Raw genomic sequence first — 14,864 nt, forward strand, 5'->3', positions numbered from 1 at the left:
GTCAGGCTGTGTTGTCGTCGTCCGCGCGGAGGACTCTTAGGTGCCCTCGGCGCGCTGTCTCCGTGACCGACGGCGGCTCCGCCGGGCGGCGCACCCGTCCGGCCTCGCGGACGGCGTCGGCCAGGGCCGACAGGTCGTCCGGGCTCGGCCCGGCGTCCTCGAACTCCGGCATGAGGCGCAGTACTTCCCAGCCGCGCGGCGCCGTCAGCCGCGCGGCGTGCTCCGCGCACAGGTCGTAGCTGTGGGGCTCAGCCAGGTGCGCAAGCGGGCCCAGTACCGCTGTCGAGTCCGCGTACACGTATGTGAGCGTCGCTACGGCCGCGTTGGTGCAGGCCGAGCGCGAACACTGTCTCACCGATCTCACGCGCCGAGAGTACGCCGCTGACCGGGCGTGACGCGCCGAACACGCCGGGCAATCAGGGGCGTAACGGCGGGGGTGCGGCGGCACGACGGCGAACCCCGCGCGCGAGCAGCAGGCCCGCTCCCGCGAAGGCCAGGTCGACCACCGTCAGGACCACCCTGCTGACGATTACCGCCAGCCCCGCCGCAGGCCCCGGCAGTGCCCCAGCGAGCACCGCGGCGAGCACCACCTCGCGCACGCCGGCCCGGCCGGCGCGACCACGAACAGGAACCCCGCGGTCCAGGCGAGCGCCCAGCCGCCGGTCGCCAGGGCGAAGGTCCGGGCCGTCAGCGGCATACCGAGCCCGGTGCAGAGCACCCACAGCTGCAGCCCGGCCACCAGCCACCCGGCAACCGACCAGGCGGCGGCACGGCCCAGGCCGCCCCACGTCATCGGGTGCTCCAGCGCGCCACGCCCGGCGACCCGCACGGCCAGCCCGATCAGCCGGTTCAGCACCGGCGGGACGAGCACAACAACGACGAGGGGCGCCACCCACACCACCCAGGACCACGCGCCCAGCGCGCCGGCGGAGACGAACGGCAGCGCCGCCGCGCCCACCGCTGCACCGGAAGCTACCGATACGGCGACGGCCACCAGCATGGACGCGGCCGACCGGCTGCGCGGCACACTGTGGCCCGCTCCCACCTCCGCGGCGGCGACGACGTTCCACACGCCGCCCGGCACGTACTTGCCGAGCTGGCTGATCCCGAACACCGTGACCGCGCTGCGCAGCGAGAGCGGCGAACCCAGGTCGGCGAGGATCGCGCGCCAGGCCAGCAGCGTGCACCACACGTACACGGCACCCAGGACGGCGACGCCCACCAGCTCCGTCGCGGACAGGTCGGCCGCCGCGCGGAGCAGGGGCGCACGGTTGCTCAGCACGTACCAGACGGCCAGCCCGAGCGCGATCACGAGGAAGCCCCACCGCACCCACCGGGACCGCAGCACGGCGAGGGTTCCCCGCACGAGCCTCTGCCCGGGGCTCGCAGTACGGCTCGCGGCCTCGGCGCTCACAACGCGCCCCGGTCGCGCAGCCGGGCGGCCAGCGGCTCGGTGACCACCTGAGGACGGATCCTCCTCCGGCCGCGTGCCGCACGCTCGCGGGCGATCGCGAGCACGGCGGGGTCGCCGAGCTCGGCCAGCCGGGCGGCGAGCGCCCCGGGGTTCGCCACCGGGACCAGCTCGACGTTCTCCCCCAGCGCCCGTCGCTGGGGCGGGGTGTCCGAGGTGACGACGACGCAGCCCGCCGCGAGCCCCTGGTACACCTTGTTCGGCACCACGCGCATGCCCTTCGGGGTATCGCTGAAGATGCCCAGGCAGACCTGGTGCCCGGCGACGAGGGCGGGCAGTGCGTCGGGCTCGACCCAGTCGTGCCAGGTCACGCCCGGAGTCTGCGCCAGGATCTCGCGCGTCTCGGGCAGGTCCTGGCCGGCGCCGACCATCGTCACGCGCAGCGCGGCGCCTGCCGCGACGGCGTCGCGCACCGCCTCGGCGATGACGGGGGCGCCCTGCAGCGGGGTGTACAGCCCGAAGAAGACGACGGACAGCTCGCTCGCGCTGGTCGAGCTCGCGCTGGTCGAGCCCTCGCGAGTCGCTTCCTCGCCCGCCGTCCGCCATGCGTCCGGGGCGCCGACCAGCACGACCACACCCTTGTCCGGGTCGGCCAGCATCTGTCGATGCTCCTCGGTATCGGTCACGACGACGTCGGCGCACGCGACGGCCAGGCGGTCCAGCCCGGTCAGCAGCCGTACGCGCAGGCCCGCGGCCCCGCGGTCCGTCGCCGTGTCACCGGCGAAGACGAGGTGGTCGAGCACCACCACCGAGCGCGGGTAGAGCAGCCGCGCCAGGACCACGTCGAAGTGCCCCAGGTATCCGACGAGCACCGCCGCGGGCCGGCCCTCCGCGCGCCGCAGGCGCACGGCGTCGCGCACAAGAGCGGCCCAGCAGCGCAGCAGGCGACCCACCAGCACCGGCAGCCGCCACGGCTGCTGGAGCATACGCACGCGTTCGGCGGTGGTCAGGCCGAGGGGATGGTTCAGCTCGGTGACCTTCACCCCGTGGGCGCGCAGCCCGGCGACGAGGACGGCGATGCGGGGGTGCCGTGCGGCGTCGTAGGTGCCGAACGCGATCACTACACGCCCGCCGGGACGTCCGCGAGGCCGGTGTCGGAAGGCCCGGAGGGCTGCGCCCGGTCGATGGGCACAGTGCGACGGACGGTGCGGGGGTCGGTGCGGGGGTCGGATGCCGCCGTCGTGCCGTACTGGACCTCCTTGAGGCGTTCCAGCGTCTCCTCGAGCAGCACCCGGTTGGTGCGTTGCAGGTCGGCCAGCACAAGGAGGGCAAAGCTGAGCAGCGCCCCCACCATGGAGGTCGCCCCGAGCACTATCGACTGGATGTGCTGCCCGCCGGTGCCCTCCGCGAGGAGCACGGCGTACCGGCCGAAGGGGATCGCCGCGCCGAGCGCGAACAGCAGCCCGAGCGTGATGAACACCGTGTGCGGCTTGAACATCACGTAGGACCGGCTGATCGCCTGCGCCGACTTGCCGATGTGCTGCCACATGCTCGTGAAGAGCCGCGACTCGCGGGTCTTCGCGTTCGTGGTGACCGGCACGCTCTCGATCCGCAGCCGCTTGTTCCCGGCCTGGATGATCGTCTCCATGCAGTAGCTGAACTGCGTGACGACGTTGAGCCGCATCAGCGCCGAGCGCGAGTAGGCGCGGAAGCCGCTGGCGGCGTCGGGCAGGTCGGTGCCGGCGGCGAAGTTCACGACCTCGCTGCCCACCTTCTGCAGCGTCTTCTTCAGCGGGGAGAAGTGCTCGATGGTGCCGGTCTGCCGGTCCGCGATCACGATGTCGGCGTCGCCGAGCACCACGGGCTCCACCAGGTCGCCGATCCGTTCCTGCGGGTACTGGTTGTCACCGTCGGTGTTCACGACGATGTCCGCACCGTGCCGCAGCGCGTAGTCGACGCCGTCCCTGAACGACCGGGCCAGCCCCATGTTCCTGGGGTGGTGCACGAAGTGACGCACGCCTAGGCGACGCGCGACTTCAACAGTGCCGTCTGTGGACCCGTCATCGATGACCAGGATTTCAATCTCATCGATTCCTGGGATATTCCTGGGAATCGTGGCAAGCACCAGAGGAAGAGTTTCTTCCTCGTTCAAGCAAGGAATCTGCACAAACAGCTTCATGGCCCTGTGCTTTCAATTAGCAGTGAGTGGCGTCACAAGCGTATAAGCGGCAGATGACCAGAGTGTGAACGCTGTGTGCCATTGAATGACTGTTATAGGGCCGTGACCACACAACCCCGACCGGCCCCCAGGGCGCGGCTACTCTGCTCGCGTGACCCGACCCCGCACGGTCCCGGTCGTCGTGTGGCTGATCATGCTCCTGCACCTCGCGGTCATGCTCGTCTCGACTGCCGTCTTCCCCAATGTTCGCTCACCCGACGAGCGCCAGCACGTGGACCTCATCCTCCAGGTGCGGCAGGGCGACGCCTGGCCGTGGCCCGGGCCGGGCACCTCGTTCGTCACCCAGGGGGTGACGGCGGGCGGGTTCGTCGAGTCCGACAGCCTCGACGGGCCGCTCCACCTGGCGGACCGCCAGGACCTGCCGCCGCGTGACCAGCGCCCCTCGTACCTCGAGGCCGGCGGGTCCGCAACGCTGACCACCGAGACGGCCAGGGGCGGCATCCAGCCGGTGTTCAACCAGCTCGTCCAGCACCCGCCGCTGTACTACCTGCTCGGCGCGGGTGTGGTCTCGCTGGTGCCCGACTGGCAGGACGCGCCGATGGACCAGGTGTGGCTGACCCTGCGCTGGTGGAACGCGCTGCTCGCGCTGCCGCTGCCCCTGCTGCTGTTCGCTGCCGCGCGCCGGCTGCGGCTCCCCGAGCCGCTCCCGGTCGCCGCCTCGCTCGTGCCGCTCGCGGTCCCCGAGCTGACGCACCTGGAGTCGGCGGTCAACAACGACAACCTCCTGGTGGTCCTCGGGGCGTGCGCCACGCTGCTGGTGGTCCGGGTCCTCACCGGGGACCTCAGCCGCCGCACTGCCGCACTGCTCGGGCTCGTCACCACGCTCGCGCTCCTGACCAAAGGCCTCGCTCTGATGTTCCCCGCGTGGATCGCCCTGGCCTACCTCGTCGCCGCGTGGACGCACCGCGAACGGCTCCGCGCCGCCGCGGTGTCACTGCTGGTGGTCGCGGTCTGCACCCTGCCCGGTCTGGCCTGGTGGGTACGCAACGTGGTGGTCCACGGCATGCTGCAGCCGCACGGCACGCACGCCACCCCGCCGGACCTCACCCCGGTCTACGGGTGGTCCGACGGCGGCATCACCTGGCTCGGGCGGTTCGCCGAGCGTATGACTACGCTGTTCTTCGTGCAGGACCACGCGCCCGGACCGATGCACGCTTATCTGTGGCAGCCCGAGCTGGATGCCTCCTGGTGGATGGCCCGCGTGGCGCTGGTAGTGGTCCTCGCCGGGATCGTCGCCGCCCTGGTGCGCCGCCCGGTGCCCCGGCTCGTCGCGCTCGTGCTGCTGTTCCCCGTGCCTGCGCTGGCAGGGATCGTCGCCCGCGGGTCGTGGCAGCAGTTCGCCGCCTTCCACGACTTCGGCGCCGCCCTGCAGGGCCGCTACCTGTACCCGGGCCTGGTGGGCCTGATGGTCGTCGCGGTCGCCGGCGCCGCGGTGCTGCGGCCCGCGTGGCGCCGGGCGGTGCCCCTGGCGCTGCTGGTCCTGGCGGCCGGCATGCACCTGACCTTCCAGCGCGACGCCTGGCGCCTGTACTGGATGCCGCGCGACGACGGGCCGGGAGCGTTCGCCCAGGCGCTGGCCGCCGTCGGCCACTGGTACGCGTTCCCGAGCGTTGTGCTCGTGGCACTGGTCGCGGCCGGCCTGGCCCTGACTCTCGTCGTAGCCGGGTCGCTCGCCCGCACCGCCCTCGGGGAGCGGCGGCCCGGCAGTCCCGCCCCGGTGGGCGCCGACCCGATGCTGGCCGCATGATCCGCATGACCCGCTTCCTTGCCCAGCTCTCCCCCCGCCTCGACGGACGGGCGGAGCGGCTCGCCGTCCTCGCCGCGGTGCTCTCCGGTCTGCTGCTGGCCCTGACCGTCGCGCTCGCCGACCCGCCCTACGCGACCGGCGACGAGCCGCCACACGTCGACTACGCCTACCAGGTCTGGCACGGCGAGCTGCCCGTCTTCGAGGAGGGCCTGGAACTGCGGCCCGACGGCGCGTGGCTCGCCCCCGTGCAGTGGACCGCCCAGCACCCGCCGCTGTACTACCTGCTGATCGCCCCGCTGGTGGGCCCGCTGGCGGACGCCGGGCAACCCGTCGCCGCGGTCTACGCCGCGCGCGGCGTGAACGTGCTGCTCAGCGGGGTCTTTGTGCTCGCGGCCTGGTGGAGCGCCCGGCGCCTGGCCCGGCCGGGCAGCGTGCTGCCGCCGCTCGTCGGCTTCCTCGCGGGCGCCATGGCCGCCGCCGCGCACGTGGGCGGCAGCGCCTACAACGACCTGCTGGCCGCCGTCCTGGTCACCGTCCTGTTCGGGCTGGCCGGGACGGCAGTCCGGCGCGGGCTCGACGCGCGGCTGATCGCCCTGATCTCCCTCGTCGCGGCGGCGTGCGCGCTCACCCGGCTGTCCGCCGCCATGATTGCCGCCGTGGTGGCGGGTGTCGCCCTGGCGGCGGGGGCGATCCGAGCCGCACGGGGCAAGGGCAGGTGGGGGCACGTGGTCGCCCTCGCGCTGGCCGGTCCGGGGGCCGTGCTGGCCACAAGCGGCTGGTTCTACCTGCGCAACCTGGCGCTGACCGGCACCATCACCGGCTCACACTTCGACTGGGCGCTGGCGAACCAGAACCGGACGGAGCGCCCGGTGTGGGCGGTGCTGATCGACCCGGTGACCTGGGCTCGCCTGCCCGACCTGTTCTGGTGGGCCGGGCGCCTGCCGCCGACCACACCGCTCACGGTCACCACGCTCGTGGTCACCGCGACGCTGCTCGTCTGGACGCCCCTGGTGATCGCGCTGGTCACGGCGGTCCGACGCCGCACATCGCTGGTCGAAGCGTCGCTGGCCGGCGCCCTGCCGGTCATCGCGGTGCTCGTCTCGGTCTCGGTCCAGGTCGCGTACGCCGCCAACAGCGGCGGTGTCTACCCGCGATACCTGCTGGTCGTGTCGGTCCCCCTGTGCCTGGGGATCGCAGCGGGCCTGGCCGTGCGGCCCCGCCTGCTCGTACCCGCCTGGACCGCGGTGACCCTGCTCGACCTCGCCGTCTGGCTGTCGGTCGAGCTGGCCACACCAGCGAAGCCGGGGCTCTACAGCGAGCTGCCGCTGCCCGCCGCCGTGGTGGGTGTCGCCGCGGCCGCCGCGGTTGTCTGCTCGGCGGCGCTCGCGCTCAGAGCCGTCCGGGAGATCGGTATGACCCGCGCGAACCGTCCGGACGCCACCACCGCGGCGGCACCCACCACCACGACCACCGAGACGACCAGCGCGAGCTGAAGGCCGCTCAGGGGGCTCCACCCGGCCCAGCGCGCCGCGGCGTCGGCCACCGACTGCCCCGGCCCCTGGTAGAAGCCCCAGAACCCGTACGCGAGCCCGCTCGCCGCGGCCGCGCACGCCGCGCCGGTCACCCAGGGCACCGCTTCGCGCAGGCGCGGCCCCAGGAGCGCGAGCAGGCCCACCCCGGTCCCGGCCGCCAGGGCCAGCAGGCCCGCGAACAGGTACCGCCCCTGCACAGCCGAGATCCACCCGTGCGCCGCGTAGTCCGGCCAGGCGTTGACCAGGACGCCGCACCAGAGCGCCACCGGCAGCAGCAGCAGGACGGCGATCGCGCGCCGCGCGGGACCCCGCACCACCGCTGCCGCGCACAGACCAGCCACCACAACGGCGGCGGTCCAGAAGACGACGTCGGGCAGGCGGATCTCCAGCCAGCCGAAGTTGCCGAAGAACGACCGGGTCAGGCTGGTGACCACGGTCCGCACGAAGTACCAGAGGCCGTTCGGCTCCGGGTCGTCGAGGAACCGGTCCGGGATGCCGACGGGCTGCACCGTCCCCAGCACCAGCAGGTTGCGCAGCCACCACCAGCCGCCGATCGCGAAGGCCGCAGCACCGGCGACGAGCACACCGGCCACCCGCCGGCCGCGCGGGCCGGAGGCCACCAGGTACGCGGCCACGACCACGGGCAGCGCGAACGCCGCCATGACCTTGGTGAGCAGGCCGACGCCGACCGCGACGCCGATCCCGGCCGCCGTCCGCAGCCGCAGGTCGCCCGTGAGGACCCGGGCGCACAGGTATCCGGTCACCGCGCCCGTGAGCGTGATGAGCGCGTCGTTGGTGACGCTGCCCATGATGTGGCCCACCTGCGGCACGAACAGCGTGAACGACGCCGCGACGAGTGCCGCCGGGCGCGAGTCGACCAGCCGGCGCACGGCCGCGGCGGTCAGCAGCGGCAGGGGAAGCAGGAGGGCGACGTCGAACAGCCGCAGTGTCAGGAGCTGCAGGTCCCACCGCGCCTCGGCCATCCCCGTGGCGTGCAGCACGCCGGCCGCCACCGCGTAGTACAGCGGCGGGTGCTGCGTCATCTGGTCTACTACCTCGACGTCCAGCCCACTCGTGTCGGTCCCGGGCGGCAGCGGGTCGGCGAGGGCGTTCTCGCTGGTGACCACTACGCGCTCGTCGTCCCTGGTGGGCTGGGCGTCGACGAACGGGGGCACGCCGACTCGGTCGAGATGCCGGCCGGGGACGTCCGTCGCCAGCGCCGCCTGCTCACGCGCCTCGGTGACGGCTGGTCCCACCAGCGCCTCGCCGGCCGCGGGCCAGCCGCCGCCGTACGCGAGCCGGAGCACGCTGTTCACGTGCTGTGGCTCGTCGGGAGCCCGGAACGCCGGGGTCAGGACCGCCCAGAGCACACCGACCAGCGCGACGAGCGCAGTGATCAGAACAAGAGCCCGGCGGTACGCCGCCTCGGCAGGATCGTCGCGCACACGCACAGGATAGGGGCCTGGGCACCGGACCCGCCCCCGCTGCGCCCTCCCTGCGCTACAACCTGCACCGAGTCCGGTCCATTGCTCCACGTATCGCCCCGACTTCGTGGCGGTGACCAACCACTGCGCCGATCGGACGTATCGTCAGTGGGTGCCTCCGTTCTCTCCTCGTGGCCGGAACCGGCGGTCGGGCCGCGGCCCCGCCCCTGCCAGTGGCTCCGCCAGCAGCTCGGCCGCCGGCCCCAAGGCCACGCAGGCCGACCTGCTCCGGCTCGCAGCCACCCCCACCGGTGAGCCCGGCCAGGCGCCCGGGGCGTTCGGCCCCCGGCGCAGGGACCGGCGCGGCAGAGGCCTGCGCGGCCCGATGCTCCCGCCCGGCTCGCCGGCGCACCGCACGCGCGCCCAGCGGTTCGACGACCTCGTGCTCGACGTCGTCGACGACCTCGACCGCACGTGGGCGGCTCACCTGCGCGGCACCGAGTTCGCGGTGGAGGACGTGCCGCCGTCGGACCCCGCACCGTGGGAGGACGGCGGTGTGCCGCTGGGCCGGTTCTTCCCCGCGGACTCCGGGCGCCCCGGGCGCGTGGTGGTCTACCGCCGCCCCGTAGAGGTCCGGGCGTTCGACACGGACGACCTCGCCGACCTGGTGCGCGACGTCGTGGTCGAGCAGGTGGCCCACCTGCTCGCCCGCACGCCGGAGGAGATAGACCCGAACTTCGGCGAGCGGTCCTGAGGGTCCGGGTTCGGGGTCAGACCTAGCCGACGGCGTCCACGCGGCGCACCCGCACGTCCCCGCCGGCCGCGAGCGGCGCCGTGGGTGCCAGCACCGAGAAGAGCGACGGGTCGCCGGTGTCTACCAGGCGTACCGACCACACGACCCCGGGCCCCGCGGCACTCTGCTCCGCGACCACCGCCACGGTGTCACCGAGCTCCGCCAGCTCGGACGACCCCAGCTCGACCGTGCCCCCGGTGGGCACCTCGACCGTGCGCGTCCAGGCCTCCTCGCCGTCCGGCCCGACGCCGCGGAGCGTCACCTCGGCGGCGCCCGACGCGTCCTCGATCTGCTCGGGGTCGCGCTCGTCGGGCACGCCGCTCAGCGTCACCGCGTAGTCGGCGTCGGACGGGATCGCGACCGCGCCGTCGGCCACGGCGCCCGTCGCGGGCACCACCTGCCCGGGCAGCCAGGCCCGGTCGTACGGGTCGTCGTCGAGAACCGCGGCCACACCCTCGCTCCCGGCGGCGCTGCCCTGGCGGTCCAGGGCCGCGCCGGCGACGACTGGCACGTCGGCGTCCACGACCACCGTGTAGGCACCCTCCGGTAGCCCGCCGAGCGGCAGGGTGGTGACCTGGCCGGGTTCGAGGGCCACCTCCTCGCCGCCGCGCAGCCGGACCGGACCGTCGGGGCCGAGCACCGCGAGGTGCGCCGTGCCGGCCTCGGCGCCGGGCGCCAGCAGGTCGAGGCGTGGCGCGTGCGGGTCGTCGACCGCCTCGCCGGTGCTGAGCACACCCGGCACCGCCGTCGTGGACGCGGGCGCGCCACCGGCCACGATCAGGTCGGCACCCGCGGGCACCAGCCCGTCGATCCGGTGGTGCTGCACGTAGGCGCCCACTCGTCCGCCCTCGGCGGTGACATGCAGCGCGAGCCGGCCCTGGTCGGGTGCGATGGCCTCCAGCATGGTGACCACCTGCTCCCCCGGCGGCACGACGACGAGCGACTGGCTGCCGAGCACCACCGGCCCGGACGCGCCCCAGGCCTGCAGCGTCACGGTGGCCGGCGTGCGTCCAGGGTTCTGCAGCACCAGGCGGCCGCTCGAACCGACCGAGGTGCTGCCACCCACCAGCCAGTGCTCGACGGCGGGCAGGGTGCACGGCCCGGCGACCAGGCCGCGCAGGTCACCGTCGGTGGTCACGGAGGCGACCGTCCCGGTGGCGTAGGTCGCGCTGCCGGGGGTCACCCGGAGCTGCCGGGCCCCGGCCAGCTCGCCCGCACGCACCTCGGCGTCGGAGCCCGCCTCCAGCGGGCCAGTGAGCTCCGCGGACTGCGCCCCGTCGAGCGTGGTGATCGAGGGCACCTCCCCTGCGGCCCCGCCCAGCACCGCCGCGGTCAGCGACGTGGTGGTCTCGACCGGCGTCGCGCTGAACTCGTCGTCGCCGACCTCCGGCTGGGCCAGCTCCGCCGGCATCGGGCAGACCAGCCCGGTCTCGGCAGCGGCCACGGGGACGGCGTGCGAGTCATCCGCGGCGAGCGCCGGGACGTGCCCGGTGCCGTCCGTAAGGGCGAGGGCCGTTACTGCCATCGCGCACAGCAGGCCGCCCACCGCTGCCGCTGCCCGCCGGGCGGCCGGCGGGACCGTGGACCTCGTGCGCTTCATCGAATCCTCCTGCGGCCCACCGGCAGGGCCAGGAGGGCGAAGACCACCAGCGTGAACGTCGTGAGCACCAGCCATGCGGTGCGGTGCGGGGCCTCGTACCGGACCACGAGGTGCCCCGCGTCGGCACCCAGCGTGAAGGCCTGCAGGCCGTCGGTCCGGTCCGCCGCTACCGGCTCCAGCCGGCGCCCGTCGAGGGTGGCGTGCCAGCCCGACCCGGCGGCCTCCGCCAGCACGACGACGCGCGCCGCGCCGCCCGCCGGCACATCGCCCCGGACCGTCGTACCGGCCGAAGGCAGCAGCTGCCGCGTGCGGCCGGCCTCCTCGATGCGTGCCCAGCCGGGTGCGGGCTCGTCGGCAGGGGCGACGCGCCAGACGGAGACCGCCTGCCCCTCGGTCACTCGGCTCATGCCGGGCACCATGTCGAGGGTCGCCACGAGGTCACCCGCGGTGCGCCCCGACCCGGCGTCCGTACCCGCGCTGGTGTCGCCGCCGGTGCGGACCTGCACCGCGCCGATCCCCAGGCCCGCCAGCTGCTGCGGCACACCGTCGGTCGTGCCCGAGACGAGCGCGGCGACCGCCGCGTCCAGCGTGCCGGTCGGGCCGGCGGCCTGGTCCTCGTCCGCGTTCTGGGCCGCGTCGGCGTTCTGGGCCGCGTCGGCGTCCGCGGCCACCCTGGCCGCCACCGATGTATCGGCGAGCTGCGAGCCGTCGGCCCGCAGGAGCGCGTACTCCACGGTGCCGTCAGCCTCTGAGGAGAACCCGACCTCGAGCACCCGCGCCTGCCTGGGCGGTGCCTGCATCTGCTGACCGACGGCGGGCACCACCGGGTCTGTGGTCACGTGCAGCATCCCGGCCCGACCGCCGTCCGCGATGTTCCCGGAGCCGGACAGCCAGGCGGCCGCCTGCGCGGCGGGGAGCAGCACCCCGACCGTCACGAGTGCGACTACCGCTACCCGCCGCGCCGCACCACGGGCGCCACGCCACGCCACGCCGTGGGCTGCGAGCAGGCCCGCCCCCGCGAGGGCGGCGGTGCCCAGGCCGAGGAGCAGCAGCGACAGCCCGGGGCCGGACCACCGGCCGTCATACCTCGCGACGACCGCCACGGCGAGCCCCGCGGCCGCGACCAGCCAGCCCACCAGCGACGTGGCCGCGAGATGCCTTGCGGCGCCCGCAGCCTCCTTGCGGCCGATCCCGAGGAGCGCGGCCACCAGACCGAGCACCGCCAGCGCGAGCAGCAGCACTCCCGCCGCCCACGGGCCGGCCGCCACGACGGCACGGACCACGAGGAGCGCGCCGCCGCCGTCGGGCACGTCGAACCAGGGCGTGGGCGAGGCCGGTAGGCCGAGCAGCAGCTCAAGACCCGAGGCGTTCCCCTGCGCCGGGACGCCGGGACCGGCGAGCGGCTCGGCGGTCAGGAGGCCGCGGTCGCCGTCGCGCAGCGCCGTCCACCACAGCGGGGCGCCGACCACGAGCGCGGGCGCGATCGTGAGGGCCAGGTAGCCGCGGCGATGCGGCGCGATGAGCGTGGCACCGGCCAGCACCAGGACGGCGGCCGGCAGCAGCGCGGGCGCGCCTGCCACGACACAGGCGAGCAGCAGCCCGCCCGCGCCCACAGCACCGAGCGACGCGGAGCCGGTCCGGACCGGACGCGCGGCGGCGCCGACCTCCTCCACGACGGCGCCGTCCGGCGGCCCGAGCCGGTCGACCGCCTGGGCGCCCACCGCGCGCACCAGCGCGACAGCCGTCCAGGGCAGCAGCGTGTGCGCCACGACGGCGCCGAGCAGGCCGCCGTCCAGCGCCCCCAGGAACGCCGGGGCGACCGTCCACGCGAGTGCCGCGAGCGCCCGCAGCCACACCGAGCGCGTCACGGTGCCCGCGGCGGCCCAGGCGCCGATCGCGGCGACCGGCAGCGCCAGCAGGAGCATCGCGTCCACCGCGTGCTGCAGCGACCCGCCCACCAGCGCCGACACGCCCGTCAGCACAAACAGCAGCGGGTCCGCGGGCGCCGCGGCGCCGAGGCCGTCGCGTACCCAGCCGGACGACGCTGCCGACCAGGCGGACGCCGTCGACCCGCTCGCGGGGAGCAGCGCCCCGCCGACCAGCCGGCCGCCCGCCGCGAGCGCGCCCAGTGCAGGCCCGAACAGCACGGCGGCCAGGCCCACGGCAGACAGCACGACCACGCCGAGCGCCGAGCGCCGCCGGACGGCCAGGACCTGCAGCTCGGCCTGCTCCAGCTCGGACGGCGCGGCGTCGACCCTTATGGCCTCCCCGCGGGCGAGCCGCTTGTCGCGCCGCTCCGCGGCGACCTCGCGCCAGGTGCCCAGCAGGGGCCGCAGCACGCTGCGCGGCACCGTCGAGGTGCGCGCGATCCGGCGTCGGGTACGCAGCAGGCGACCCAGCCGGAACACCGCCCACAGCGGCGCGAACAACTCGTCGCGCGCTCGGTCGGGGTGCTTCATGGCCAGCCGGTAGCTCGCGGCGAACGGCGCCCACACCACCATCGCGAGCATCGCGAACGGCAGCAGCCAGGGCGCTACCGACGTCAGCCGCAGGTGCAGCTGGCCGCGGCGGCGCGCGCCGGCCGACCCGGGCGTGTGCAGGGCGACCTGCGCGTGCCGCACCACGGCGTCGGGCACAACAACGACGCGGTGGCCGGCGAGCCGCACCCGGCGGCAGAAGTCGGTCGAGTCCCCGAACTGCCCGTAGGCCGGGTCGGTGCCGCCGACCTCGTGCCACACCGACGCGCGGACCAGCGCCCCGGCGAGCCCGACGGCGAGGACGTCCTCGCGCGCGTCGTGCTGGCCCTGGTCGATCTCCGTGTCGTCGATCCCCGTCATCCGGCGGCCGAGCGGCGAGACGGTGTGGCCCACCTCGACGAGCACCCCCCGGTCGGACACCTCCGGGTCGAGCGGCACCCCGTCCGGGCCCGTCTCCCAGCGCCGCTGCTTGCAGCCCGCCACGGCCACCGCGTTGGAGTGCTCCACCGAACGCGTGAGCGCGGCCAGGGCGCCGGGGGCCGGGGCGGAGTCGTCGTGCAGGAGCCAGAGCCAGCCGCGCTCCGGGGTACCGATCGCGGCGAGCGCGGCCGTGATGGCGTCACCGAAGGTGCGGGCGCCCGCACCGGCCAGGTACCGGGCGCCGCCGAGCTGCAGGTCCTGGTGACCCGACGTCGCGGGGGCGGTGTCGACGTCGACCACCACAACGGAGTCCGGGGTGCGGGACTGGTTCCGCAGCGCCGCGAGCGTTGCGGCGAGGTAGGGACTGCTGCCGCGGGTCACCACCACGGCGGTCACCGTGACCGCTACCGGGGCGAGGGTGGACGGCTGGGCGGGGACCTTGGCCCACACCGGTCCCACCACGGCCTCGTGGGGGCCCCGGTCCGGGCTGGGAGCCGACAGGCTGTCGGTGTGTGGAGCGCTCATCTCGCTTCACATGATGCGGCGCGTCGGTGCCGACACGCCGCAGACGCGCCGGGCGACGCTCAGGCTCTGCTTGTCCTTAAACGGCGCGGCGCTTCAGCTTGCGGCGCTCGCGCTCCGAGAGACCGCCCCAGATACCGAACCGCTCGTCGTTCTCCAGCGCGTAGTCCAGGCACTCGGCCCGCACCTCGCAGCCGGAGCAGACCTTCTTGGCCTCGCGGGTGGACCCGCCCTTCTCCGGGAAGAAGGCCTCCGGGTCGGTCTGCGCGCACAGGGCACGCTCCTGCCAGCCGAGCAGCGAGTCGTCGGGCTCGTTCAGCAGGTACAGCTCGCCGAAAAGCGGCAGGACCGGCGCGACAACCGGTTCCACCTCGTTTTCGGCATCAGTCGGGAACTCCACGTCCGATTCCAGCATGTTCCACATGACGAGTCCCTCCATGCCGTGTCCGTGCTCCGAGGCCGTGCCGGCCGACTGGCTTGCATCTTCGTGGCCCCGTTGCGTATGCGCTACGAAAACTGCATACATGGAATTACACGCGTGTCGCCTGGAGTCGTCAAGCGGAAATGTGCTATCGCCCACTGGTTCCACGGGTAATTCACGAGTCCTTCCGCAGGTCGTGGTGCACGTCTGACCCGTAGCCCGCCAATTACCAGCCAGATTGTCTTGGCGAGTCGCCACGCCGGGGCCCCGCGACCCTA

10 protein-coding genes are annotated in these 14,864 nt (G+C 74.4%); 2 read left to right on the plus strand and 8 right to left on the minus strand.

Annotated features, from left to right (window positions below; genetic code table 11):
- Nucleotide 1 precedes the first annotated feature (1 nt).
- The 4 genes from AB1046_RS12485 to AB1046_RS12500 form a co-directional block, all read right to left on the minus strand.
- Nucleotides 2–364, minus strand: a complete 363-nt coding sequence (locus AB1046_RS12485) for a DUF3499 domain-containing protein (protein ID WP_369369632.1) — start codon at nucleotides 362–364, stop codon at nucleotides 2–4.
- 165 nt (nucleotides 365–529) lie between these two features.
- On the minus strand, nucleotides 530–1,366 hold the full coding sequence (locus AB1046_RS12490; RefSeq protein WP_369369633.1) for a UPF0104 family protein: 837 nt from the start codon (nucleotides 1,364–1,366) through the stop codon (nucleotides 530–532).
- 44 nt (nucleotides 1,367–1,410) lie between these two features.
- Nucleotides 1,411–2,532 (minus strand): glycosyltransferase, encoded by a 1,122-nt coding sequence (locus tag AB1046_RS12495; RefSeq protein WP_369369634.1) that lies wholly within the window; start codon nucleotides 2,530–2,532, stop codon nucleotides 1,411–1,413.
- The gene (locus AB1046_RS12500) at nucleotides 2,532–3,590 is read right to left on the minus strand and encodes a glycosyltransferase family 2 protein (protein WP_369369635.1); all 1,059 of its coding nucleotides are present in this window, start codon (nucleotides 3,588–3,590) and stop codon (nucleotides 2,532–2,534) included. Before AB1046_RS12500 ends, AB1046_RS12495 begins: the two co-directional genes overlap by 1 nt.
- A gap of 151 nt (nucleotides 3,591–3,741) precedes the next feature.
- Here AB1046_RS12500 and AB1046_RS12505 point away from each other — a divergent pair, with 151 nt between their 5' ends.
- Nucleotides 3,742–5,397: a glycosyltransferase family 39 protein gene (locus tag AB1046_RS12505; RefSeq protein ID WP_369369636.1), complete on the plus strand. Its 1,656-nt coding sequence runs from the start codon at nucleotides 3,742–3,744 to the stop codon at nucleotides 5,395–5,397.
- Between the two features lie 1,309 nt (nucleotides 5,398–6,706).
- Here the strand turns inward: AB1046_RS12505 and AB1046_RS12510 are convergent.
- Nucleotides 6,707–8,374, minus strand: a complete 1,668-nt coding sequence (locus AB1046_RS12510) for a DUF2142 domain-containing protein (protein ID WP_369369637.1) — start codon at nucleotides 8,372–8,374, stop codon at nucleotides 6,707–6,709.
- Nucleotides 8,375–8,525: 151 nt separating this feature from the next.
- On the opposite strand from AB1046_RS12510, the gene AB1046_RS12515 reads away from it, so the two are divergent.
- Nucleotides 8,526–9,107, plus strand: a complete 582-nt coding sequence (locus AB1046_RS12515) for a metallopeptidase family protein (protein WP_369369638.1) — start codon at nucleotides 8,526–8,528, stop codon at nucleotides 9,105–9,107.
- Nucleotides 9,108–9,129: 22 nt separating this feature from the next.
- On the opposite strand, the gene AB1046_RS12520 is transcribed toward AB1046_RS12515, so the two are convergent.
- The 3 genes from AB1046_RS12520 to AB1046_RS12530 form a co-directional block, all read right to left on the minus strand.
- A complete protein-coding gene (locus AB1046_RS12520) occupies nucleotides 9,130–10,746 on the minus strand; it encodes a DUF5719 family protein (RefSeq protein WP_369369639.1) in 1,617 nt (538 codons plus the stop codon).
- Nucleotides 10,743–14,168: a glycosyltransferase gene (locus tag AB1046_RS12525; protein WP_369369640.1), complete on the minus strand. Its 3,426-nt coding sequence runs from the start codon at nucleotides 14,166–14,168 to the stop codon at nucleotides 10,743–10,745. Before AB1046_RS12525 ends, AB1046_RS12520 begins: the two co-directional genes overlap by 4 nt.
- 76 nt (nucleotides 14,169–14,244) lie before the next feature.
- Nucleotides 14,245–14,589, minus strand: a complete 345-nt coding sequence (locus tag AB1046_RS12530; protein WP_369375683.1) for a WhiB family transcriptional regulator — start codon at nucleotides 14,587–14,589, stop codon at nucleotides 14,245–14,247.
- Nucleotides 14,590–14,864: the final 275 nt, after the last annotated feature.

It is taken from the genome of Promicromonospora sp. Populi (genome assembly GCF_041081105.1).
Lineage (GTDB): Bacteria > Actinomycetota > Actinomycetes > Actinomycetales > Cellulomonadaceae > Promicromonospora.